Origin of the sequence: Acidovorax sp. WCS2018Noco2-16 (genome assembly GCF_031843945.1) — a bacterium.
Classification (GTDB): domain Bacteria; phylum Pseudomonadota; class Gammaproteobacteria; order Burkholderiales; family Burkholderiaceae_C; genus Paracidovorax.
Genome location: NZ_JAVTJJ010000001.1, coordinates 642,330 through 664,505, shown reverse-complemented (window position 1 = coordinate 664,505; position 22,176 = coordinate 642,330). Strand labels below are relative to the sequence as shown.

The following is a 22,176-nucleotide window of genomic DNA, read 5'->3' as shown; positions in this document are numbered from 1 at the left end:
GGTGGGCTGACTCCCCCGCCGCCACCAGCGCGGGCGATCAGGGTGCGCTGGGGCGCGACTGCAGCCGCGCATACAAGCCGCCGCTGGCCACCAGCTCATCGTGAGAGCCCTGTTCGGCAATGCGGCCGCGCTCCATGACGATGACCCTGTCGGCGTGCTCGATGGTAGAGAGCCGGTGGGCGATCACGAGGGTGGTGCGGCCGCGCATCAACCGTTGCAAGGCTTCTTGCACCAGGCGTTCCGATTCGGTGTCGAGCGCGGAGGTTGCCTCGTCGAGAATGAGGACGGGCGCATCTTTATAGAGCGCGCGCGCTATGGCCAGCCGCTGCCGCTGGCCGCCCGATAGTTGGGTGGCGTTGTGCCCCACCAGCGTGTGCAGGCCTTGCGGAAGCGCCGCCACGTGCTCGGCCAGATTGGCTGCCACCAGGCAGGCCTGCACCCGCACCTCGTCGATGTTGCCACCCAGCGCCACGTTCGCGGCAATGGTGTCATTGAACATGACGACGTCCTGGCTGACCATGGCGAACTGGCTGCGCAGAGATTCCAGATCCCATTGCTGTACGCCAACACCATCGAGTAGCACTTCGCCCTGCGTGGGCGCAATGAATCGTGGCAGCAGGTTGACCAACGTCGTCTTGCCCGCACCAGACGGGCCGACCAGTGCGACGATCTGGCCCGGTTGGATGTCCAGCGTCACGCGATCCAGCGCCAGGGAATGGTCTGATCCGAACGACACCGTCACGTCCCGCAGTGCGATGGTGCCTGCCGCGCGCTCCGTTCGATGGCTGCCACCGACTTCTGCCGGCGAGCTTTCCAGCAGTACAAGGCCCCTTTCCAGCGCCGCCACGCCCCGCGTGATGGGGTTGGCTACATCGGCCAGTCTGCGAATAGGCGCAATCAGCATCAACATGGCGGCAATGAACGAGGCGAAGCCGCCCACCGTCACGTCACGGGTTCCTACTGCCTGGGCTTGCCAGAGCGCAATGCAGATCACGGCAGACAACGCGCCGGCGGCGAGCAATTGCGTCAGCGGTGTCATCGCCGCTGAAGCGATGGTGGACTTGATCGCCAGGCCGCGCAGGCTTTGGCTCAAGTGGTCGAAGCGCTTAGCTTGGCTTGCCTGTGCACCATGCAGTCGCACCATGCGATGCGCCAATACGTTCTCTTCCACCACATACGCCAGGTCATCGGTGGCTTGCTGGCTGCTCTTGGTGAGCTTGTAGAGCCGGCGAGACAGGGTTTTCATGATCCATGCGACGCCGGGCACCAGCACCGCCACGATCAGTGTCAATTGCCAATTCAGGTAGATGAGGTAACCCAGCAGCGCGATCAGGGTGAAACCATCGCGCGACAAACCCATCAAGGCTTGCACCAACGACAGAAAGCCGGTCTGCACTTCGTACACGACGGTGTTGGACAGCGCACTGGCCGACTGTCGGCCAAAGAGGCTCATGTCTGCGGCGAGGAGCCGGTCGAACAGTGCTTGGCGCAGCTTGAGCATGCCCTGGTTGGCAATGCGCGCCAACGCATACTGCCCGCAGAACTGGGCAACGCCGCGCACCAGAAAGACTCCCATGACGGCCAAGGGCACCATCCACAGCTTCAGAGTGCCCTCGGTAAAGCCTTGGTCCAGCAGGGGTTTGAGGAGGGCGGGGATGAGCGGCTCGGTGATTGCGCCGACGAGCGTGGCCGCGATGGCGACGGCCCATAAAAGGCGTTGATGACCGAAATAGGGATAGAGCCTTTTGAGCCGCGTAAACAGGGGAAGTGTCGTGGTTTTCCCCGTTGACGGAGCCTGCGTAGCGCTATGATTCGAGGATTGCATGAGGGGCGGATTCTAAGTTTTCAGCTTTGGCAGGTTGCACAGATTGTCACAGGCATCTGAGGGCGATGTGTAACATGCATGGCTCCGTTGCCGGCATTCACACGGTTACCCGATCGTTGACCAATGACTACTGAACGAACACCTCATTCCCTTTCTCCCTTGGCGGCTTTGCCGCAACTCTCCCGGCGCCATGTAGTGGCCGCCATGGCCGCTTCTTCAGCGGTGCCTGCCCTGGCGCAGTTCCGCGTCGAAATCAAGGGCGTTGGCCTCACGCAGTTGCCCATCGCCATCGCTCCCTTCCGAGGCGAGGCCCAGGCCCCCCAGAAAATTGCGGCCATCGTTCAGGCTGATCTGGAACGCAGTGGCCAGTTTGTGGGCGTTGACGCTTCGGATCCCGCTCTCGACGAGTCTTCCCGCCCCGACATGGCGCAGTGGCGTCAGAAGAAGGCCGATTCGCTTGCCTCCGGCAGCGTCACGCGGCTGGCCGACGGGCGCTATGACGTACGGTTCCGCCTTTGGGATGTGGTCAAGGGCCAGGATCTCGGCGGCCAGAGCTTCGTCATCACAGAGGGCGATCTGCGTCTTGTGGCTCACCGTATCGCCGACTTCATATACGAAAAACTCACTGGCGAACGCGGCGTGTTTTCGACACGCATTGCGTACGTCACCAAAGTGGGGTCACGCTATAGCCTGTGGGTGGCCGATGCCGACGGAGAGAACGCGCAATCGGCGCTGTCGAGCCCCGAGCCCATCATCTCGCCCGCCTGGTCGCCGTCCGGCGGACAGTTGGCATACGTCTCTTTCGAGTCGCGCAAGCCCGTGGTGTACGTGCATGACGTGTCTAGCGGACGCCGCCGCCTGATCGCGAACTTCAGGGGCTCCAACAGCGCTCCTGCCTGGTCGCCCGATGGACGCACGCTGGCTGTCACGCTCAGCCGTGATGGCGGATCCCAGTTGTATGTCATCGACGCTACCGGCGGCGAACCCCGTCGGCTGATGCAAAGCAGCGGAATCGACACAGAACCGGCATTCTCCAGTGACGGCCGCAGCATCTACTTCGTGAGTGACCGTGGGGGCGCGCCGCAGATCTATCGTGTGCCCGCGTCCGGCGGCAGTGCAGAGCGTGTGACTTTCTCTGGCTCTTACAACATTTCTCCGAGTATCAGCGGAGACGGCCAGTGGTTGGCCTACATCTCCAGAGTGGGTGGCGCCTTCAAATTGCACGTCATGGATTTGAAATCGGGCACTGCAAATGCCGTGACCGATACCACGACAGATGAAAACCCCAGTTTTGCTCCTAACAGCAAGCTGATCGTTTATGCGACCCAGCAGCAGGGTCGCGAAGCACTCATGACGACGACTCTGGACGGCCGTATCAAGGCTCGCCTGGCGGGCAAGAGCGGCGACATTCGCGAGCCCGATTGGGGCCCGTTCCAGAAGCAATAATTTTTTGTTGGTTTTATTTAAGCATCAGCTCGACAGGAGAAATTGAATGATGAATTCCAAGCTCAAACGTGTGTCCCTCGCCCTTGCCATCACTGCCTTGATGGCTGGTTGCAGCTCCGGCGTCAAGCTGGAAGACGCACCCGTTGAAGACCGTGGCGCAACGTCCACGACTGGCAGCGGCGCCAATTCCGGCAACACTGGCCAAAGCGGCGTGGCTCCTGTGAATCTGGATGCTTCCGCTCGGGATGGCGCCGGCCCCGTGGGCGTCGCTCGCATTGTTTATTTCGACTACGACAGCTACTCTATCAAGGGCGAGTTCCAGTCGCTGATCGACGCTCACGCCCGTTTCATCAAGGCCTCGCCCAATCGCAAGGTCATGATTGAAGGTCATACCGATGAGCGCGGTGGCCGTGAATACAACCTGGCCCTGGGACAAAAGCGTGCTGAGGCTGTGCGCCGCTCGCTGGGTCTGCTGGGCGTGCCGGAAAGCCAGATGGAAGCCGTGAGCTTCGGCAAGGAAAAGCCGGCAGCGCAAGGCAACAGCGAAGACGTGCACGCGCAAAACCGCCGCGCTGAGTTGTCTTACCGCTAATGGCTTGGCAGCGCATGAACACCAAGTATCTCGCGGTGGCTGCGCTGGCGGCTGCGGTGTTTGGCACGGCCACGCCTGCCAGCCATGCTGCACTGTTCGAGGACGACGAGGCACGCCGCGCCATCCTTGAGTTGCGCCAGCGCGTGGACGTGCTGCAGCAAGGCGGACAGCGGACCGGCGACGAGACCTCGCAGATGCGCCGCAGCTTGCTTGAGCTGCAAACGCAGATCGAAACGCTGCGCTCCGAACAAGCCAATCTGCGTGGGCAGAACGAACAGCTGCTGCGCGACGTGGCTGAACTTCAGCGCCGCCAGAAAGAATTGGCGCAAGGCATGGACGAGCGGCTCAGGCAATTCGAGCCCGCCAAGGTCACCGTGGATGGTCGTGAATTTCAAGCCGATCCGGCTGAAAAGCGCGACTTTGAAGCGGCGTTGGCGGTGTTTCGTGCAGGTCAGTTTCCAGAAGCGGTGCCTCTCTTCACAAACTTTCTGCGCCAGTACCCTTCGGGTGGTTATGCGCCATCCGCACGGTTTTGGCTCGGCAATGCGCAATACGCTACGCGTGACTACAAGGAAGCCGTCAATAACTTCAAGGCACTGCTTGCGGCGGCGCCCGACCACGCTCGCGCGCCAGAAGCTGCTTTGTCCATCGCCAACTGCCAAGTGGAGTTGAAAGACACCCGTGCAGCGCGAAAGACGCTGGAAGATCTGATCCGGGTCTATCCGCAATCCGAAGCTGCCACCGCTGCCAAGGAGCGGCTGGCTCGTCTGAAGTGATCGCATTGGAAGCCGCGGCAGCACCGCTTGACTTGAGCCAGGAGGCTGCCGTGGACGCAGAACGGCGTTTCGGAGGCTTGGCGCGACTGTACGGTGTCGATGGAGCATCCCGTATTCGCTCTGCACACGTTGTGGTCGTAGGTATCGGTGGCGTCGGCTCGTGGGCAGCTGAGGCACTGGCTAGAAGTGGAGTTGCCCGGCTGACATTGGTGGACATGGATCACATTGCTGAGTCCAACATCAATCGCCAAATCCATGCTTTGTCGTCTACGGTAGGGCAGGCCAAGATTGAGGCCATGAAAGAGCGCATTGCGCTCATTCACCCGTCGTGTACGGTCGATTGCATTGACGATTTCGTTGCCGCATCAAATTGGCCAGCCTTAATGCCTGATCGCTGCGATGCCGTTATTGATGCGTGTGACGACGTCAAGGCCAAGCTTGTCATGGCGGCTTGGGCGATGAACCAGCCTTCTATCTTGTTCATTTCCGTGGGCGCTGCTGGCGGCAAGCGGCTGGCGCATCAGGTCGATATCGATGACCTTTCCAAAACCACGCATGATCCATTGCTGGCGCAGTTGCGTTATCGCTTGCGCAAAGAGCATGGAGCCAAGCGAGAGGGAAAGAAGATTGGCGTGACTTGCGTGTTCAGCAGAGAAGCCGTGGCGCCGCCACATCCAACATGCGAGATCACCGAAGGAGACGGCAGTCTCAATTGCCACGGGTATGGGTCTGTGGTCTCGGTGACAGCAACGTTCGGACAGTGCGCTGCGGGTTGGGTGCTTGATGGTTTGGCAAAGCCAGCGACGGTAAAAAAGCAAGCTATAATTCAAGGCTTTGCTGCAGCGTAAGTTGCGGCACGGGACGTTAGCTCAGTTGGTAGAGCAGCGGACTTTTAATCCGTTTGTCGTGGGTTCGACCCCCGCACGTCCCACCAATATTTGAATGCGCTGCGGCTTGAAAGTCGTAGCGCATTTTTTATTTGCGCTGTCGGACTTAACTGCACTCATCAACGCGCTCTCAGCTGTTTTTAATGCCGGCAGCCCTAACTACGCGCCCCCAGCGGCGGGCTTCGCTAAGAATGAAGGCCTTGTAGTCAGCAGACCGCGACGCCATCACCATGAATCCGACGGCTTCCAGTTGCTGCCCTGCGGGTGTGTTCTTGAAAATCCGCATCATGTCTTTTTCAAGGCGTGTCACGATATTGGCCGGCGTTCCAGCTGGCACGGACACTCCCGCCCACGACACGGCCATAAAACCCGGATACCCTGACTCGGACACGCTCGGTACATCAGGCAGCAGCGGACTGCGGAACAGGCTCGTGATTGCAAGGGCCCGAAGCTTGCCACTGCGCAGGTGAGGCAGTGCCGCATCGAGGTTGGTGAACATCATCGAGACTTTATTGTCCAATACGGCCGATAGTGCCGGTCCGCCTCCGGCAAATGGCATGCCGGTAATAGACGGCGCGCTGCAATTGGCAGTGGCGGTTCCACCAACACATGTAGTGAGGGTTTGGCGCAGCAACTCCATTGCCAAATGCCCTGATGAGGCATTCACTTGGGCATAAGAAAGCTTGCCGGGGTTCTTCTTGGAAAAATCGATCATCTCTCCCAGAGTTTTGATGGGAGCACTGGCTGGGACGATCAGTACATTTGCCCCCGCATTGATTTGCGAAATGTGTATGAAGTCACGCTCTTCCTCATACGCTGGGGGCGGTGTCAGGGCATGGGCTATCGCGTTGCTGCCAATGCCCGAGAGCACCAAGGTGTATCCGTCTGCTGGCGCTTTCGCAGCGACCGAGCAACCAGTGGCGCCGCCTGCCCCAGGAATATTGTCGACCGTGACAGGCTGCCCCAGGGATTTGGACAACTCAGCGGCAGCGGTGCGCCCCAGCATATCGCTGGTTCCTCCAGCAGGAAAAGGAACGATCAGCCGTAAAGGTTTGGTCGGCCATTCAGTATTTTGAGCCGCAGCAGGAAGAAGCGACGCACCCATGAGTGCGGCGGTAGCAGACAGAACTTGGCGGCGATGAACAGGTAGTGACATTTACGGCTTTGCGGTTTATTGACAAATAACAGCGTGAGCCTGTAAGCGCATATCTCACAAGCCGTAGGATCGTGACGGAAAGCCTTAAGCGCGCCATACGCGTTGCCCCTAGTTGGCAAGCAAGGCATTTATTGACTAACGGGGAGTTTGTGTGATCGTCGTCCAAACCGGATCGACCCATCGACACTGCGCATACTCAAGAAGCGGTGCAACAAACCGCTGATGCAGCGATGCTTCCTTCGCCATCATGAGGCGTGTTGTTCACTGGTGTTTTGAAAAGAGGGATCCCGACAACTTGAAGCCCGGCTTGATGCCCTTTCTATCGAACCAGCCCAGATTCATTTCCAGAACGTAACGCACCGGTTTGTTGGAGCAATGAGAATCCAGAGTCTGCGGTTTCATGTCTGCCAGATTGACGATGGTTCCGTCATCGGCCACGAAGGCCGCTGTCAACGGCAGCAGCGTGTTCTTCATCCAAAAGCACTGCGTGGCCGGCTGCTCGAAAACGAAAAGCATTCCTTCCTGCGCGGGCATCTCCGGGCGGTGCATCAAACCGATTTGCCGCTGTTCTGGTGTGACGGCAACCTGTGCGTTGATGCGGTGCATTCCTGCGGTGATATCCACTCTTTGCAGATCGGTTTGCGGTGCTGCAGGCTGCGCGTGGCTGGTAACCATGTGGCCGGTGAGCAGTGCAACGACAAATGTTGCAGAGCCTATGGACCGATGAAGGGGTGAGGGCGAGCGAGGCGTCATGGCGAGTGCTGCAAAGAAAAGCGTGGCGGGGTGACAAGCGTTTGCGTGCCAGCTTAGCAGGCGAAGAAAAGCCCGCACAAGGCGGGCTGATCATGCAAGTGCGGTGTGCAGTTGCCTTCAATGGATCAGGCTGCAACCTTGTGCTTTTTGGTCTTTTTCTGGGCGACCTTCTTGGCAGGTGCCTTGACGGCCTTGGCGTGGTGGTTGTGTGCCTTGGCAGATTGCGCGGCCTTGGCCTTTGGAGTGCGTGCATCCACGGCCGATGCCGCAGGTGCCTGTGGTGCAGCAAGTGCTGGAGCTGGAGTGACCGGCGCCGGAGCGGGGGCTTGTGCGAAAGCACCTGCGGTGTACAGGCCAGCGGAAATCAGGACAGCGAGGAGTTTTTTCATATATGCCAGTTCCTTGAGGAGGGATGCTCGCGGAGAAGCCCGGGAGGCGCTTTTTTAACGGATTTTCACGCCTGCGCGTTGACAAAGTGCGCAATCCCTTTGTCGCTAGAATTGACGGGTTACAGACAGCTCGTTAGTGCGCAGACACACGCCCTGAGCGATTCCACCGGAGATATCCCCTACATGACCAGCTACCAGCACATTCAGGTGCCTGCCGAGGGCCAGAAGATCACAGTCAATGCCGATATGTCATTGAACGTGCCGGATCAGCCCATCATTCCGTTCATTGAAGGTGACGGCACCGGGATCGACATTACGCCTGTGATGCTGAAGGTGGTCGACGCTGCTGTGGAAAAAGCCTACGGCGGTCAACGCAAGATTCGCTGGATGGAAATCTATGCGGGCGAGAAATCAACCAAGGTGTATGGCCCGGACGTGTGGTTGCCCGAAGAAACGCTGCATGCCGTCCGTGATTACGTGGTGTCCATCAAAGGGCCGCTGACAACGCCGGTGGGCGGTGGCATCCGTTCGTTGAACGTGGCGTTGCGCCAGCAACTGGATCTGTATGTGTGCCTGCGGCCCATTCAGTATTTCGAAGGCGTTCCATCGCCTTTGAAAGAGCCGCACAAAACCAATATGGTGATTTTCCGGGAAAACTCTGAAGACATCTACGCAGGCATCGAATTCGAAGCCGGCTCGGACAAGGCGCGGCGGCTCATTGCTTTCCTTCGTGAAGAGTTTGGCATTCAGAAGATCCGCTTTCCGGAGACCTCGGGCATTGGCGTGAAGCCGGTGTCGCGCGAGGGTACCGAGCGTCTGGTGCGCAAGGCCATCCAGTACGCCATCGACCATGACAAACCCAGCGTGACCATCGTGCACAAGGGCAACATCATGAAGTTCACAGAAGGCAGCTTCCGTGACTGGAGCTATGCGCTGGCGCAAAAGGAGTTCGGTGCCGAGTTGATCGATGGCGGGCCTTGGATGAAGTTGAAGAATCCGAAGACGGGCAAGGAAATCACCGTCAAGGACAGCATTGCCGATGCCTTCTTGCAGCAGATTCTGTTGCGACCCGCCGAGTACAGCGTGATTGCCACGCTCAATCTGAACGGCGATTATTTGAGCGATGCGCTCGCGGCACAGGTGGGCGGGATCGGCATCGCGCCGGGCGCCAACATGTCCGATTCGGTCGCGATGTTCGAAGCTACGCACGGCACCTCGCCCAAGTACGCCGGCAAGGACTACGTGAACCCGGGCTCCGAAATCCTTTCGGCTGAAATGATGCTGCGCCACCTTGGTTGGAGTGAAGCTGCCGACCTGATCATCAGCGCCATGAAGAAGTCGGTCCAGAGCAAGCGCGTGACTTATGACTTCGCCCGGCTCATGGAAGGCGCCACGCAAGTGAGCTGTTCCGGTTTTGGCAAGGTGATGATCGAGAACATGTGACCCAGGCAGGGGCGTGGCAGGCTTGACCGCGCGTTCCCCCATCGTTTTGCCGCGCCTTTGTCCGGCGCAATCCCTTTTCTTTTCCAGTGCATCCAGGGCTGCAGGCCCTATTGAGGAGATTCCATGAGTACCGAAAAGCCGACCATCATCTATACCCTGACGGACGAAGCGCCACGCTTGGCGACGGCGTCGTTCCTTCCGATCGTGCGGGCCTTCACAGCGCCTGCGGGCATTGATGTGGTCGAAAGCGACATCTCGGTGGCGGCCCGCGTACTGGGTGAGTTTCCGGAATATCTCAAGGACGAGCAGAAAGCGCCCAACACCTTGGCCGAGCTGGGCAAGAAGACGCTGCAGCCGGACGCCAACATCATCAAGCTGCCTAACATCAGCGCATCGGTGTCGCAGCTGATGGCGTGTATCAAGGAACTGCAGGGCAAGGGCTACGCCATTCCCGACTTTCCGGAAGATCCGAAGACCGACGAAGAAAAGTCGATTCGCGCGCGCTATGCCCGCTGTATTGGCAGCGCTGTGAACCCTGTTCTGCGCGAAGGCAACTCTGACCGCCGTGCCCCGAACGCCGTAAAGGAATACGCCCGCAAGAACCCGCATTCCATGGGCGAGTGGAGCCAGGCATCACGCTCGCACGTGTCGCACATGCACCATGGCGACTTCTATCATGGTGAAAAGTCCATCACGCTGGACAAGGCGCGTGACGTCAAGATGGAGCTGACGACGGACAGCGGAAAGACCATCGTGCTCAAGCCGAAGGTGTCGCTGAAGGACGGCGAAATCATCGACAGCATGTTCATGAGCAAGAAGGCCCTGCTGGAGTTCTACGAGAAGGAAATCGAAGACGCTCACAAGACCGGCGTGATGTTCTCGCTGCACGTGAAGGCCACCATGATGAAGGTGTCGCACCCCATCGTTTTCGGCCACTGCGTGCGCATCTTCTACAAGGAAGCGTTCGAAAAGCACGCCAAGCTGTTCGAAGAACTGGGTGTGAACGTCAACAACGGCATGGTGAATCTGTACGACAAGATCGCCACGCTTCCTAGCGCCAAGCAGGACGAAATCAAGCGTGACCTGCACGCCTGCCACGAACATCGGCCCGAGCTGGCCATGGTGGATTCCGCCAAGGGCATCACCAACTTCCATTCGCCCAACGACGTGATCGTGGATGCGTCCATGCCTGCCATGATCCGCAACAGCGGCAAGATGTGGGGCGCCGATGGCCGCCTGAAGGACGTGAAGGCGGTGATGCCTGAATCGACCTTTGCCCGCATCTATCAAGAAATCATCAATTTCTGTAAGTGGCACGGTGCGTTCGACCCCAAGACCATGGGCACGGTGCCCAACGTGGGCCTGATGGCGCAACAGGCCGAGGAATATGGTTCGCACGACAAGACTTTTGAAGTCTCTGAAGGTGGCGTGGCCAACATCGTTGACTTGGCCTCAGGCGAAGTGCTGCTGAGTCAGACCGTTGAAGCCGGTGACATCTGGCGCATGTGCCAGGTCAAGGACGCCCCAATCCAGGACTGGGTGAAGCTGGCCGTTACTCGTGCCCGCAACTCCGGCATGCCTGCCGTGTTCTGGCTGGATCCGTATCGTCCGCACGAAAACGAAGTGATCAAGAAGGTCAAGAAGTACCTCAAGGACCATGACACCAACGGCCTGGACATCCAGATCATGAGCCAGGTGCGCGCCATGCGTTACACGCTGGAGCGCGTGATCCGTGGCCTCGACACTATCTCGGTGACCGGCAATATCCTGCGCGACTACCTGACCGACCTGTTTCCCATCATGGAACTGGGCACCAGCGCCAAGATGCTGTCCATCGTGCCGTTGATGGCGGGTGGCGGCATGTATGAAACCGGCGCCGGCGGCTCCGCTCCCAAGCACGTGCAGCAACTGGTGGAAGAAAACCACTTGCGCTGGGACTCGCTGGGCGAATTCCTGGCGCTGGCAGTCAGTCTGGAAGATCTGGGCCTCAAGGAAAACAACGCCCAGGCCAAGATTCTGGCCAAGACGTTGGACTTGGCCACTGGCAAGCTGCTGGACAACAACAAGAACCCATCGCCCAAGACGGGTCAGCTGGACAACCGTGGCAGCCAGTTCTACCTGGCTTTGTATTGGGCGCAGGAGTTGGCTGCGCAAACGGAAGACAAGGCGCTGCACGAGCGTTTCACGCCCTTGGCCAAGGCCTTGGCGGAGAACGAACAGGCCATCGTCAAAGAACTGGCTGACGTGCAAGGCAAGCCTGTGGACATCGGCGGTTACTACCAGCCCGACGCCGCCAAGCTCGAGGCCGTGATGCGCCCCAGCAAGACGCTGAACGACCTGCTTTCCAAAGCGGCAGCCTGACGCGCACCATGCGGTGGTTCTAAAAAACTGCCACTGACAAACAACCCGCCTCGGCGGGTTTTTTGTTGTTTAGGCTTAAGCAAATCTGCACTGCTTGGTGCAAATCGGTGGCTCAGCGTCTGTTGCCGTGTTCCACCTACATCCTGAGCGTGGCGGGCCGCACAGAATCTCGACCATGAAAAAAACCAGCCGCACGATAGGCGTCGTACTCCTGACTTTCGTTTTGACTGTGGCTTTGGTCTTGCTGGCGTTGAACTTCACCGCCGGTGAAAAAAAGGTTCAACAGCAACTGCCGCGCCTGTACGGCACCGCCAGCCCGCAGTTCGATCGCGCGATGGGCAACTTGCTGGGGCCGGGCGTGCTGGACGGCAACGAGGTGGTCGACTTGCAGAACGGCGACCATATCTTTCCGGCCATGCTGGCTGCGATTCGCGCGGCGCAGCGTACCGTCACCTTCGAAACCTACATCTATTGGTCAGGCGACATCGGCAAGCAGTTTGCTGATGCCCTCAGCGAGCGTGCACGCGCTGGGGTGAAGGTGCACGTACTGCTGGACTGGGTGGGTAGCGCGAAGATGGAAGAGAGCTACCTGGATGAGATGAAACGGTCTGGCGTGGAGATCGAGAAATTCCATGAGCCGCATTGGTACAACCTGGCCCGCCTGAACAATCGCACCCACCGCAAATTGTTGATCACCGATGGCATGGTGGGTTTCACCGGCGGGGTCGGCATTGCCCCGGAATGGACGGGCCATGCGCAAAACCCTGAACACTGGCGCGATACGCATTACCAGGTGCGTGGCCCGGCCGTGGCACACATGCAGGCCACGTTTTTGGACAACTGGCTGAAGGTGACAGGCAAGGTACTGCATGGCGACGCGTACTTTCCAGCGTTGGCACCGGTTGGCCAGCACCGTGCACAGATGTTCTCCAGCTCGCCCTCCAGCGGCAGCGAAAGCATGCAGTTGATGTACCACATGGCCATCACTGCGGCCGACCGCAGCATCGACCTGTCGGCCGCCTATTTCGTGCCGGATGAGCTGACTTTGAAACTGCTGATGGATGCTCTTGAGCGCGGCGTGAAGCTGCGCATCGTCACCCCAGGCGAGCACACGGATACTGAAACTGTGAAGGCCGCTTCACGCGCTACCTGGGGGCCGCTGCTGCAGGCCGGCACGGAGATCTACGAGTACATCCCCACGATGTACCACTGCAAGGTGATGATCGTGGATGGACGCATGGTGTCTGTCGGCTCCACCAACTTCGACAATCGTTCTTTCCGGCTGAACGATGAGGCCAACCTGAACGTGTACGACGAAGCCTTCGCCCAGCGGCAGACCGTCGTTTTCGATGGCGATGTTCGCAACTCACGCCGAGTCACCCATGAGGATTGGCTCAACCGTCCGCTGAAGGAACGGCTGGCTGAGAAAATGACGGCGCTGCTGCGCTCGCAGTTGTAGATGGCTGCAGCTAATCGCCGCATCTGAACTGAGTTGCCGCTGACGCCAGGCGGTGCAGCGATGCAGCGAAATCCAATGTTTTTAAATGAAAAGTGCCTGTAGCGCTTGATGGATAAGCGGTATTTGCTATATAAATAATAGCAAGTCAATGGTTTGATTCATCCCCACATCCGAGGCAGCACGTTCTCGCTGGGCGAGCGGCGGTGCCACAGCGCGAGGGCAATGTGCCCGCACACGGCGGCCAGCAGCACCCAGCCCAGCTCACCATGCAGCAGCCCGCCCAGTTGTGTCATCCAGTCGATCTTCTCGCCAGGCCGGTCTTGCATCAGGGGAATGCCAAACGGCGCGAACGCGCGGCCGGAGCCGTATTGGCGCAGCAGTGCGATTGCTGGCACCGACAGCATCAGCGCGTACAACAGCCCATGGCCCCAACGCGCTGCGCCGCTGATGGGTGGCGGTGTCTGCCGGCGGTGTGCGATGGCCCACAGAACGCGCACCAAGCCCAGCAGCATGAGGAGGGCGCCGAACGGCTTGTGCAGCGGCCACAGTACAGCGTCCAGTGAAGAGTCTTCGACAAAGTAATGCGCCAGCGCGGCGAAAAAAACCACCGCGAAACTAATAACCATCGCCCAGTGCAGCATGCGGCTGATGGAGCCGTAACGCATGGCGTTGTCGGGATGCGGCCATGTGCTGGCGGTGGGGCGTGGCGATGTCTGCATGATGGGCGGGGTGTTGGATGGAAGTGGCGAGATACGAGGCTGTGCACGCGCTCGGATCACAGCGACCAGCAAATCTGAGGCCAGGCAAGTTCCGCGGTGAAGGCAGCGCGCCTTCACCACACAGTCAACCGGCTGGAATTTCTGGCTCCACCAGCAGTGCAAGCAGTTGCAGCGACTCCTGCCAACCCAGATAGCACGCTTCGACGGGGATCATGGGCGGAATGCCTTCCTGAACGGCCGTCAGTTCAGTACCCAGCGACACGGCTTTGAGCGTGACCGTGGTGCGCATTTCGCCCGGCAAGCCGGGTGCGTCGAATCGATCGGTGTTCACGATGCGCTCGCCGGGAACGAGTTCCAGATATTCGCCACCGAAGGCATGGATTTGCCCGTTGCTGAAATTGGTGAACTGCATCCGGTAGCGGCCACCCACGCGGGCGTCCATTTCCAGCACCTTGCCGCTGAAGCCGTGGGGCGGCAACCACTTGGCCATGGCATCAGGATCAAGAAAGGCGCGGTAGACCCGGTCTGGTGGGGCACGCAGCACGCGATGCAGGGTGACCGTCCCGGTAGCCTCGGGTGTTGATAGGGACATGGTTTTCTCCTGTGAAGCCCTTTCGGGCGCAACGCTCAAACCGATCAGCGCTAAGAGTCCACTCGAGCGCTGGACGAAAACACCACCTTAAGCGCTACAACGCAGCCGGCGCAAGCTGTTTGGCCATTGCGCCAGGCGTTGCGTGTCATGGCGCCGGCGGTGCAGCCTCAATGAAACTCACCACGTCGTCGAGCACTGGCGCCACCCAGCGCAGCGGCCAGGCAAACGCGCCGACCAGCGTGGTGTGGGTGGCGGCGCCTGAATACATCTTCAACGTGACCGGAACGCCTGCGGCCTGCAGTTTGGCGGCCAACTGGCGCGTGCTGCGCTCAGGGCTGACCAACTTGTCTTTGGTGGGGGCGCCCAGAAAGCTGCGGGGAGCCTTGGAGTGGGCGAATTCGATGGGTTGCGCATTCAGCGGGTAGTTCGGGTGGAAAAACACCGGCTGTGCATCAGGGTTGTCGGTGGGGAAGAAGTCATAAGGCCCGGCCAGCCCGATCCAGCCGGCGAGTTCGCTGGGCGTGTGGCCCGTCGGCTTCAGCCAGCGGCTGTCCAGCGCCACCATGGCAGCGTTGTAGCCGCCGGCGCTGTGGCCCATGGCAAAGACGCGCTTCGGGTCGCCGCCCAGGACGGTGGCCTGGTCCAGCCCATATGCCACGGCCAGTGCGCTGTCGACCAGAAAGTCAGGAAAGCGTACTTCCGGGTAGAGCCGATAGTCGGCCACGAGCGTCAGCACACCACGCGCGGCCAGCGCTTCGCCCAGGAAGCGGTAGTCGCCGCGCTCGCCGCTGTTCCAGGATCCGCCGTAGAAGAACACCACGACAGGCCAGCCGTTCCCCGGGGCCGTGGCTTTGGGCCGGTACACATCCAGCTGCTGGCGCGGCAGCGAGCCGTAAGCCACGCCGGTCTGCAGCGTGTGGCTGTCTTGGGACGTCACCGCGTTGAGCGTGCCGACGGCCGAGCAGCCGCTCAGCCACGCGATCAACGCCAATGCGCCTGCGGCTTGGAGCGCAGCGCGCGCCCAGGAACCTCGATGGGGTGTTTTCAAAGGCAGCTCCGGTGGGGATTCCGGGGCATTGCCATCCGGGCGGGCTCGATAGCGCCAGCGCTGGGGATTGTCGGCAGGCGTTGGCGCCGCGCCCGTCGGAGATCGCGCCGTCTGGCTGTGTGGCTGCTTTTCTCGCGCCCCGGCCCTCGGGCTACAGGGCAGCGGCGGGCACCAATTTCACGGCGTACGCCTGGCTTGCTTCTGCCCATGCCACCAGGCGGTCGATGTTGGGATGTTTGCCGGGATGGGCCCGCGCATCCGCCGTGTGCTCGGCATACCACTCCAGCCCCAAGGTTGCGGCGGCCGGGGTGATCGTGCCGCCGTAGAGCGCAGCAAGCGCGTGATAGACGGCCACCGAACCGGCCTGGCCGGGCTTGTTCTCCAGCGTCGCGACTGTCTGGCCCTGCGCGTCGATCAGTTGCAAGGCGGCCAGATGGGCCGCGGAAGGGAGCTGTTGCAGGCGGGCTGAGAATTGCATGGCCGAGGTGAGTGATTTAGTGGTTAAAAACGGCTCCAGCGCTTTATGCATAAGCGCTATCAGCTATCAAAAAATGAGCATTGTCCAGGTGGCGTACCGAAGGGCCGCTTGCAGATGCGGGCCTTCCGTGGGTTCGCCGCACGCCTTACTTGCCCCAGCTGTCCTTCAGCCCCGTCACGCGGTTGAACACGGGCTTGCCCGCGGCGTGATCCTGGCGATCGGCCACGAAGTAGCCAAAGCGTTCGAACTGGAACTTCTGGTCGGGCTGTGCCTGGGCCAGTGAAGGCTCGACATACGCCGTCACCACCTTCAGGCTGTCCGCATTCAGCAGCGCCAGAAAGTCCTTGCCGCCCGCGTCGGGCTGCGCGTCGGTGAACAGGCGGTCGTACAGGCGCACTTCGGCGGGCACGCCGTCGGCCACGCCCACCCAGGTGATGGCGGCTTTCACCTTCACGGTGTCGGCGCCGGCGGTGCCGCTCTTGGTGTCGGGCACGACGGTGGCCAGCACCTGTGTGATGCGGCCATTGGCGTCCTTTTCGCAGCCGGTGCATTCGATGACGTAGCCACCCTTCAGGCGCACCTTGTTGCCGGGGAAGAGGCGCTTGTAGCCTTTGGGCGGCACTTCTTCGAAGTCTTCGCGCTCGATCCAGACCTCTTTGCCTAGCGTGAAGTGGCGCACGGGCGCTTCAACACCTTCGGGTGGGTGAGGCAGGGCGGGCAGGCTGCAGGGCTCCAGGTGGCCGGCACCAAAGACTTCGTCCCAGTTGGTCAGCACCAGCTTGACCGGGTCCAGCACGGCCATGCCGCGGTAGGCCTTGTTTTCCAGGTCTTCGCGCAGGCAGCCTTCCAGCGTGCTGTAGTCGATCCAGCTGTAGTCCTTGGTCACGCCGATGCGCTCGCAGAACATGCGGATCGATTCAGGCGTGTAGCCGCGCCGGCGCAGGCCCACGATGGTGGGCATGCGGGGGTCGTCCCAGCCGGCAACGGTGCCGCTGTCCACCAGGTGCTTCAGCTTGCGCTTGCTGGTGACCACGTAAGTCAGGTTCAGCCGGGCAAATTCATATTGGCGCGGCTGCGGCGCGGCGATCAGGCCGCCTTCCACCAGCCGGTCCATCAGCCAGTCGTAGAAGGGGCGCTGGTCTTCGAATTCGAGCGTGCAGAAGCTGTGTGTGATGTGCTCCAGCGCGTCCTCGATGGGGTGCGCGAAGGTGTACATCGGGTAGATGCACCACTGGTTCCCTGTGTTGTGGTGTTCGGCATGCTTGATGCGGTAGATGGCCGGATCGCGAAGATTGATATTTGCCGAGGCCATGTCGATCTTGGCGCGCAGCACGGCGGCGCCGTCGGGCAGGCTGCCGGCCTTCATCTCCCGAAAGCGCGCCAGGTTCTCCGCAGGCGTACGGCTGCGGAAAGGGCTGTCCACGCCGGGCTTGACGAAGTCGCCGCGGTTGGCGCGCATCGCTTCGGGCGTTTGCTCATCCACATAGGCAAAGCCGGCTTCGATCAGGTGTTCCGCCGCGCGGTACATGAAGTCGAAGTAATTGCTGGCGTAGTAGAGGTGGTCGGTGCCGTCGCTGCTGGCTTTCCAGTCGAAACCCAGCCAGTGCACGGCGTCGATGATCGCGTCGACGTATTCCTGGTCTTCCTTTTCCGGGTTGGTGTCGTCAAAGCGCAGATGGCAGACGCCGCCATAGTTGGCCGCCAGGCCGAAGTTCAGGCAGATGCTCTTGGCATGGCCCACATGCAGGTAGCCGTTGGGCTCGGGCGGAAAGCGCGTGCGAATGCGGGCGGGGTCAGGCTGGCCGGCAGCATGGTGCGCCGCGTCACCGGGCGTGCCACCCCAGCGGGCCTGGGCATGGGTGCCTTGCGACAAATCGCTTTCGATGATCTGCCGCAGAAAATTGCTGGGCTTGACGGGGTCTTTGACAGTGGCTTGGGAGGAGGGGGAGCTCATCCCCGCATTTTAGGCGCCGGCGTCTATGCGGCTTACGCGATGAAACAATGCGCGCTACGTCCAGAAACAAGATCGGGTGTGCTTTGTGCCATCCTTTCAGGCACCTGGTGCGTTGTAGGTGTGTTCCAGGTTTTTGCGGGGCGAGCCACTCAGGCCGCGCCACCCCCTACGAAGAAGGAGATTTCCATGACTCAACGCCTCACTTTCCGCGCCTTCGCCGCTTCAGCCGGCGTGGCCCTGGCATTGCTGACCAGCGCTGGCGCCGCCCAGGCGCGTGACGTGCACTGGTCGGTGGGCGTGGGCGTTCCCGGAGTGGTGCTGGGCGCTTCGTCGGGCTATTACGGCCCGCCACCTGCCTACTACGCACCGCCTCCGCGCCCAATCTATTACGCACCGGCCCCTCCCGTGGTTTACGGCCCTCCGCCGGGGTACTACCGTCCACCGCGTCCGGTGTACTACGCACCGCCCGTCGTCGTGGCACCGCCTGTGTATGGCGGCGGCTACTACTACCGTGAAGGCTATCGCAACGGCCGTGGGCATGGTGACGGCTACCGCCACGGCCACGGCCATGGCCGGCGCGATTGGCGTTAAAAAAAGCGTTTCTTATCAACTAACGAATGGCGGCCCTACGGGGCCGCTTTTTCATGGGCGAAACAGGGTGGTAACGGGGCCTTCATAATTCCGGCCTATCGGCCCCGTGCCCTGCGACGTGCAACGGCCCTGTTCCGGAGCGCCCCATCCTCATGAAAACCGTCTTCGTCCTCAATGGCCCCAACCTGAACCTGCTGGGTACACGCGAGCCTGCAGTCTATGGCGCGCACACGCTCGCCGACGTAGAGCAACTGTGCGTGTCCGCCTGCGCGCGCCACGGCTTTCAACTCGACTTTCGCCAGAGCAACCATGAAGGCGTGCTGGTGGACTGGATCCACGAAGCAGGCCGCATGCATGCGGCCGGCGACCTGGCAGGCCTGGTCTTCAATGCCGGCGCCTACACCCACACGAGCGTGGCGCTGGCCGACGCGGTCAAGGGCACGGGCGTCACCCTGATCGAACTGCACATCAGCAACGTGCATGCGCGCGAGGCGTTCCGGCACCATTCCTATCTGTCTGCCGTTGCCAAGGCCGTCATGTGCGGTCTGGGCGTGCAGGGCTATCCACTGGCCATCGACGGCCTGGCCGGCCTGTGACCCAGCCCCCAGCAGTTCACCCGGAAGTCGCCCGCCTGCAGGCGCTGGCCGAGCGCCACACCACCCCCTGCGGTGATGGCGAAACGGTCTGGCACGCCTGGGGGCCAGAGCGCCCCGGCACGCCGCCGCTGGTGCTGCTGCACGGCGGCAGCGGCAGCTGGACGCACTGGGTGCGCAACATCGACGGCCTGGTGGCGGCTGGCCGGCGCGTATGGGTGCCTGACATGCCGGGCTTCGGCGATTCGGCGCTGCCCGAGGGCGGCTCCGATGCCGACGCCATCGTCGCTCCGCTGGCCGACGGCATGCGCACGCTGTTCGGGCCGCAGCCCATAGACCTGGTGGGCTTCTCGTTCGGCGGGCTGACCTCTGGCCTGTTGCTGGCCGACCACCCCGAACTGGCGCGCCAGCTGGTGCTGGTCGGCGCCCCCGCCATGGGCGTGGTGCCCAAGCGCCAGTTTGAGCTGAAGGCCTGGCGGCACCTGTCGCCCGAGGACCAGGTGGACGTGCACCGCTACAACCTGGCGGCGCTGATGCTGCACGACCCCAACCTGATCGAAGGACTGGCGCTCAGCCAGCACATTGCCAACGTGCTGCGTGATCGCATGCCGCGCCGCCGGCTCGCCCATACCGACATCCTGGCCCGTTCGCTGCCACGCGTGGCGTGTCCGGTGCACGCCATCTATGGCTACAACGACTCACTTTATAAAGAGTGGATCACCGCGCTGGAAGGCGCCTATGCCGCCGCTGTGCCCGACTTTCGCGGCATGGCCCTGATTGCCGATGCCGGCCACTGGGTGCAGTTCGAGCAGCCCGATGCCTTCCTGGCGGCGCTGCTGGCCGCGCTGCAGGCCGGCGCGCCAGGCTGAAGCACTATGGAGCGCAAGCCGCTGATCCAGATCGACGAGCGCGAGGTGCAATGGTCTGCCGTGCGCGCGCAGGGCGCCGGTGGGCAGAACGTCAACAAGGTCTCCAGCGCCGTGCACCTGCGCTTCGACGTGCCCGCGTCGTCGCTGCCTGACGAGGTGAAGGAGCGGCTCTTGTGCCTGCGCGACAGCCGCATCACGCAGGAAGGCGTGTTCGTGCTGAAGGCCCAGCAGTTCCGCACGCAGGAGGCCAACCGAATCGACGCCTTTCGCCGCCTGCAGGAGGTGGTCGATGCCGCCGCGGTGGTCCCGAAGTCGCGCCGCGCGACCAAGCCGACCTACGGCTCACGCCAGCGCCGGCTGGAATCGAAAACCCAGCGCTCCGACGTGAAAGCGCTGCGTGGCCGAGTACGTGACGGAGGGTAAGTCCGGGGCGGTGGCGACTTGAACCTGGGGTGTTGCGACCCACCTGTCGCTTTTACCGATTTTTGACGCCGACCATGCCGAACCTGGACTTGCCGCTCTCCTTCCTGCACCGCCCACCCACCACTGCCACGCCCGAGCCCTGGCTGCTGGTGTTGATGCACGGCGTGGGCAGCAACGAGGACGACCTGTTCGGCCTGTCGCGCTTCGTGCCGGCTCCCTTTCACGTATTGAGCCTGCGCGCGCCTTACCGCATGGGCCCCAACGCCCACGCCTGGTTCGATTTTTCGGTGGAACCCGATGGCCGCCGTTCCATCAATGAGCCGCAGGAAGTCGCCAGCCGCGCCCTGGTGGCGCAAACGGTGGAAGCCGCAGCGCGCCAACTGGGCGTGCCCGCACGCCGCGTGATCGTGGGCGGCTTCAGCCAGGGCGGCATCATGGCGCTGACGCTACTGCTGACCAGGCCCGCCGTGCTGCACGGTGCGCTGGTGCTGCACAGCCGCCTGCTGCCCCAGGCGCTGCCGCAGTCCGCGCCCGCCGATGCGCTGGCTGGCAAGCAGCTGTGGGTCAGCCACGGCGTGCAGGACAACGTGATTCCGCTGACCAGCGCCCAGGCCATTCGCGACCACGCCAGCGCCTCGCCGCTGGCGCTGACCTATCGCGAGTACCAGAGCCTGCACGAACTGCGGCCCGACGAAGTGCAGGACGCGATGGCCTGGCTGCAGGCCCAGGTCGAGGTTTCATAGTCTTTTTGGCCTCTAGCGCTGTATCCATAAGCGTTATTAGCTATAAAAATAGTAGTAATTGGTTTCGAGATGGAACGCTGCGCCGCCTGCGGTGTCGCACAGGCGTGATATCGCCGACCCTGAAAGGAACGAGCCATGCCTGAACGAGAACCCGCCGATCCCTACCGCCCTGGTGCCAAGCCGTCCTCCAGTTCATGGGTGCTGCCCACCGTGCTGGCGGTTGCCGTAGCGGCAGGAGCAGCCTGGTGGTTCTGGTGGCGGCCGGCCCATGCGCCGGTAGCGCCGCCGGTGGCTGCAGCACCGCAGCCCGAAACCGCCGCGCCGCCGGCCGCAGCACCCGCCTCCGCGCCACGCCCGGTGGCGTCCGGCCCGCAGAACCCGGTGGATGCGCTGGCGCAGCCCGCAGGCAGTCTGCCCGCGCTGGCCGATTCGGACAGCCATGTCGCCAAGGCCCTGGGCGACCTGCTGGGCAGCCAGAAGGTCAGCTCTTTCCTGCAACTGGACGGCTTCGTGCGCCGTGTGGTCGCCACGGTGGACAACCTGGCGCGCCCGCAGGCCGCGTCGCGCCTGTGGCCGGTGCAACCCGCGCCTGATCGTTTCTTGGTGGAAGGCCCGGCCGACGCGCAGACCCAGGTCATCGCCCCGGCCAACGCGGCGCGCTACGGCGCCTTCGTCACGTTTGCCGAATCGGTGCCGCGCGACGGCGCGGTCAAGCTGTATGCCCAGCTCTACCCGCTGTTCCAGTCGGCTTACGAAGAGCTGGGATATCCCGGCAAGTATTTCAACGACCGCCTGGTGGCCGTGCTGGACCACCTGATCGCCACGCCCGAGCCGCGCGGCCCGCTGCAAGTGCAATTGACCCGCGTGCAGGGCGAGGTGGCATCGACCCGGCCCTGGGTGCGCTATGAATTCGCCGACCCGAAGCTGCAGGCGCTGTCCAGCGGCCAGAAGATGCTGCTGCGCATGGGGCCGGACAACGCCCGCCGCCTGAAGGCCGTGCTGGTGGACTTTCGCAAGCGAGTTGCCACTGGCGGAGCCGTTCCCCGCACGCCGGCGCCTTGAGCGCAGGCGCTCAAGGC

22 protein-coding genes and 1 tRNA gene are annotated in these 22,176 nt (G+C 61.9%); 14 read left to right on the top strand and 9 right to left on the bottom strand.

From position 1 onward, the window contains the following. Positions 1-37: 37 nt before the first annotated feature. On the bottom strand, positions 38-1,825 hold the full coding sequence (gene msbA / locus RQI28_RS02995; RefSeq protein ID WP_311221091.1) for a lipid A export permease/ATP-binding protein MsbA: 1,788 nt from the start codon (positions 1,823-1,825) through the stop codon (positions 38-40). 123 nt (positions 1,826-1,948) lie between these two features. Here msbA and tolB point away from each other — a divergent pair, with 123 nt between their 5' ends. The 5 genes from tolB (at position 1,949) to RQI28_RS02970 (ending at position 5,573) form a co-directional block, all read left to right on the top strand. Then, positions 1,949-3,271, top strand: a complete 1,323-nt coding sequence (gene tolB / locus RQI28_RS02990; protein WP_311221090.1) for a Tol-Pal system beta propeller repeat protein TolB — start codon at positions 1,949-1,951, stop codon at positions 3,269-3,271. A 46-nt stretch (positions 3,272-3,317) separates the two neighbouring features. Continuing rightward, positions 3,318-3,863 carry a peptidoglycan-associated lipoprotein Pal gene (gene pal, locus RQI28_RS02985; protein ID WP_311221089.1) on the top strand — a complete coding sequence of 182 codons (546 nt, stop codon included), beginning with the start codon at positions 3,318-3,320 and terminating at the stop codon, positions 3,861-3,863. A gap of 14 nt (positions 3,864-3,877) precedes the next feature. After that, positions 3,878-4,639, top strand: coding sequence for a tol-pal system protein YbgF (gene ybgF / locus RQI28_RS02980; RefSeq protein ID WP_311221088.1), 762 nt, complete (start codon positions 3,878-3,880; stop codon positions 4,637-4,639). Next, positions 4,636-5,487, top strand: coding sequence for a ThiF family adenylyltransferase (locus tag RQI28_RS02975; protein ID WP_404976836.1), 852 nt, complete (start codon positions 4,636-4,638; stop codon positions 5,485-5,487). The genes ybgF and RQI28_RS02975 overlap by 4 nt, the downstream gene beginning before the upstream one ends. Before the next feature lie 10 nt (positions 5,488-5,497). Then, positions 5,498-5,573, top strand: a tRNA-Lys gene (locus RQI28_RS02970). Between the two features lie 83 nt (positions 5,574-5,656). On the opposite strand, the gene RQI28_RS02965 is transcribed toward RQI28_RS02970, so the two are convergent. From RQI28_RS02965 to RQI28_RS02955, 3 genes are all read right to left on the bottom strand, one after another. Next, the gene (locus tag RQI28_RS02965) at positions 5,657-6,631 is read right to left on the bottom strand and encodes a tripartite tricarboxylate transporter substrate-binding protein (protein ID WP_311221087.1); all 975 of its coding nucleotides are present in this window, start codon (positions 6,629-6,631) and stop codon (positions 5,657-5,659) included. 312 nt (positions 6,632-6,943) lie between these two features. Continuing rightward, the gene (locus tag RQI28_RS02960; protein ID WP_404976837.1) at positions 6,944-7,435 is read right to left on the bottom strand and encodes a DUF192 domain-containing protein; all 492 of its coding nucleotides are present in this window, start codon (positions 7,433-7,435) and stop codon (positions 6,944-6,946) included. A 125-nt stretch (positions 7,436-7,560) separates the two neighbouring features. Further along, positions 7,561-7,692: a hypothetical protein gene (locus RQI28_RS02955; RefSeq protein WP_311221086.1), complete on the bottom strand. Its 132-nt coding sequence runs from the start codon at positions 7,690-7,692 to the stop codon at positions 7,561-7,563. 315 nt (positions 7,693-8,007) lie between these two features. Here RQI28_RS02955 and icd point away from each other — a divergent pair, with 315 nt between their 5' ends. From icd to RQI28_RS02940, 3 genes are all read left to right on the top strand, one after another. After that, complete coding sequence (gene icd / locus RQI28_RS02950; RefSeq protein WP_311221557.1) at positions 8,008-9,267, top strand: NADP-dependent isocitrate dehydrogenase; 1,260 nt, start codon at positions 8,008-8,010, stop codon at positions 9,265-9,267. 123 nt (positions 9,268-9,390) lie between these two features. After that, complete coding sequence (locus tag RQI28_RS02945) at positions 9,391-11,628, top strand: NADP-dependent isocitrate dehydrogenase (RefSeq protein WP_311221085.1); 2,238 nt, start codon at positions 9,391-9,393, stop codon at positions 11,626-11,628. Between the two features lie 175 nt (positions 11,629-11,803). After that, positions 11,804-13,087, top strand: coding sequence for a phospholipase D-like domain-containing protein (locus RQI28_RS02940; RefSeq protein WP_311221084.1), 1,284 nt, complete (start codon positions 11,804-11,806; stop codon positions 13,085-13,087). 158 nt (positions 13,088-13,245) lie between these two features. Here the strand turns inward: RQI28_RS02940 and RQI28_RS02935 are convergent, their stop codons facing one another. From RQI28_RS02935 to RQI28_RS02915, 5 genes are all read right to left on the bottom strand, one after another. Further along, complete coding sequence (locus RQI28_RS02935; protein WP_311221083.1) at positions 13,246-13,806, bottom strand: cytochrome b/b6 domain-containing protein; 561 nt, start codon at positions 13,804-13,806, stop codon at positions 13,246-13,248. A gap of 124 nt (positions 13,807-13,930) precedes the next feature. Beyond that, the gene (locus RQI28_RS02930) at positions 13,931-14,398 is read right to left on the bottom strand and encodes an SRPBCC family protein (RefSeq protein WP_311221082.1); all 468 of its coding nucleotides are present in this window, start codon (positions 14,396-14,398) and stop codon (positions 13,931-13,933) included. Positions 14,399-14,543: 145 nt separating this feature from the next. After that, the gene (locus RQI28_RS02925) at positions 14,544-15,446 is read right to left on the bottom strand and encodes an alpha/beta hydrolase (protein WP_311221081.1); all 903 of its coding nucleotides are present in this window, start codon (positions 15,444-15,446) and stop codon (positions 14,544-14,546) included. Between the two features lie 151 nt (positions 15,447-15,597). Next, positions 15,598-15,924, bottom strand: coding sequence for a DUF2322 family protein (locus RQI28_RS02920; RefSeq protein WP_311221556.1), 327 nt, complete (start codon positions 15,922-15,924; stop codon positions 15,598-15,600). 145 nt (positions 15,925-16,069) lie between these two features. Next, positions 16,070-17,878 (bottom strand): glutamine--tRNA ligase/YqeY domain fusion protein, encoded by a 1,809-nt coding sequence (locus RQI28_RS02915; RefSeq protein ID WP_311221080.1) that lies wholly within the window; start codon positions 17,876-17,878, stop codon positions 16,070-16,072. 186 nt (positions 17,879-18,064) lie between these two features. Here RQI28_RS02915 and RQI28_RS02910 point away from each other — a divergent pair, with 186 nt between their 5' ends. The 6 genes from RQI28_RS02910 to RQI28_RS02885 all read left to right on the top strand — a co-directional run bounded on the left by RQI28_RS02910 (position 18,065) and on the right by RQI28_RS02885 (position 22,159). Next, positions 18,065-18,469, top strand: a complete 405-nt coding sequence (locus RQI28_RS02910; RefSeq protein WP_311221079.1) for a hypothetical protein — start codon at positions 18,065-18,067, stop codon at positions 18,467-18,469. Between the two features lie 152 nt (positions 18,470-18,621). Further along, positions 18,622-19,065: a type II 3-dehydroquinate dehydratase gene (aroQ, locus tag RQI28_RS02905; RefSeq protein WP_311221078.1), complete on the top strand. Its 444-nt coding sequence runs from the start codon at positions 18,622-18,624 to the stop codon at positions 19,063-19,065. Further along, positions 19,062-19,931, top strand: a complete 870-nt coding sequence (locus RQI28_RS02900; RefSeq protein ID WP_311221077.1) for an alpha/beta hydrolase — start codon at positions 19,062-19,064, stop codon at positions 19,929-19,931. Before aroQ ends, RQI28_RS02900 begins: the two co-directional genes overlap by 4 nt. A gap of 6 nt (positions 19,932-19,937) precedes the next feature. Next, the gene (gene arfB / locus RQI28_RS02895; RefSeq protein WP_311221076.1) at positions 19,938-20,354 is read left to right on the top strand and encodes an alternative ribosome rescue aminoacyl-tRNA hydrolase ArfB; all 417 of its coding nucleotides are present in this window, start codon (positions 19,938-19,940) and stop codon (positions 20,352-20,354) included. A gap of 74 nt (positions 20,355-20,428) precedes the next feature. Next, positions 20,429-21,097, top strand: coding sequence for an alpha/beta fold hydrolase (locus RQI28_RS02890; RefSeq protein WP_311221075.1), 669 nt, complete (start codon positions 20,429-20,431; stop codon positions 21,095-21,097). Positions 21,098-21,232: 135 nt separating this feature from the next. After that, positions 21,233-22,159, top strand: a complete 927-nt coding sequence (locus RQI28_RS02885; RefSeq protein ID WP_311221074.1) for a DUF3014 domain-containing protein — start codon at positions 21,233-21,235, stop codon at positions 22,157-22,159. The last annotated feature ends 17 nt before the right edge of the window (positions 22,160-22,176 follow it).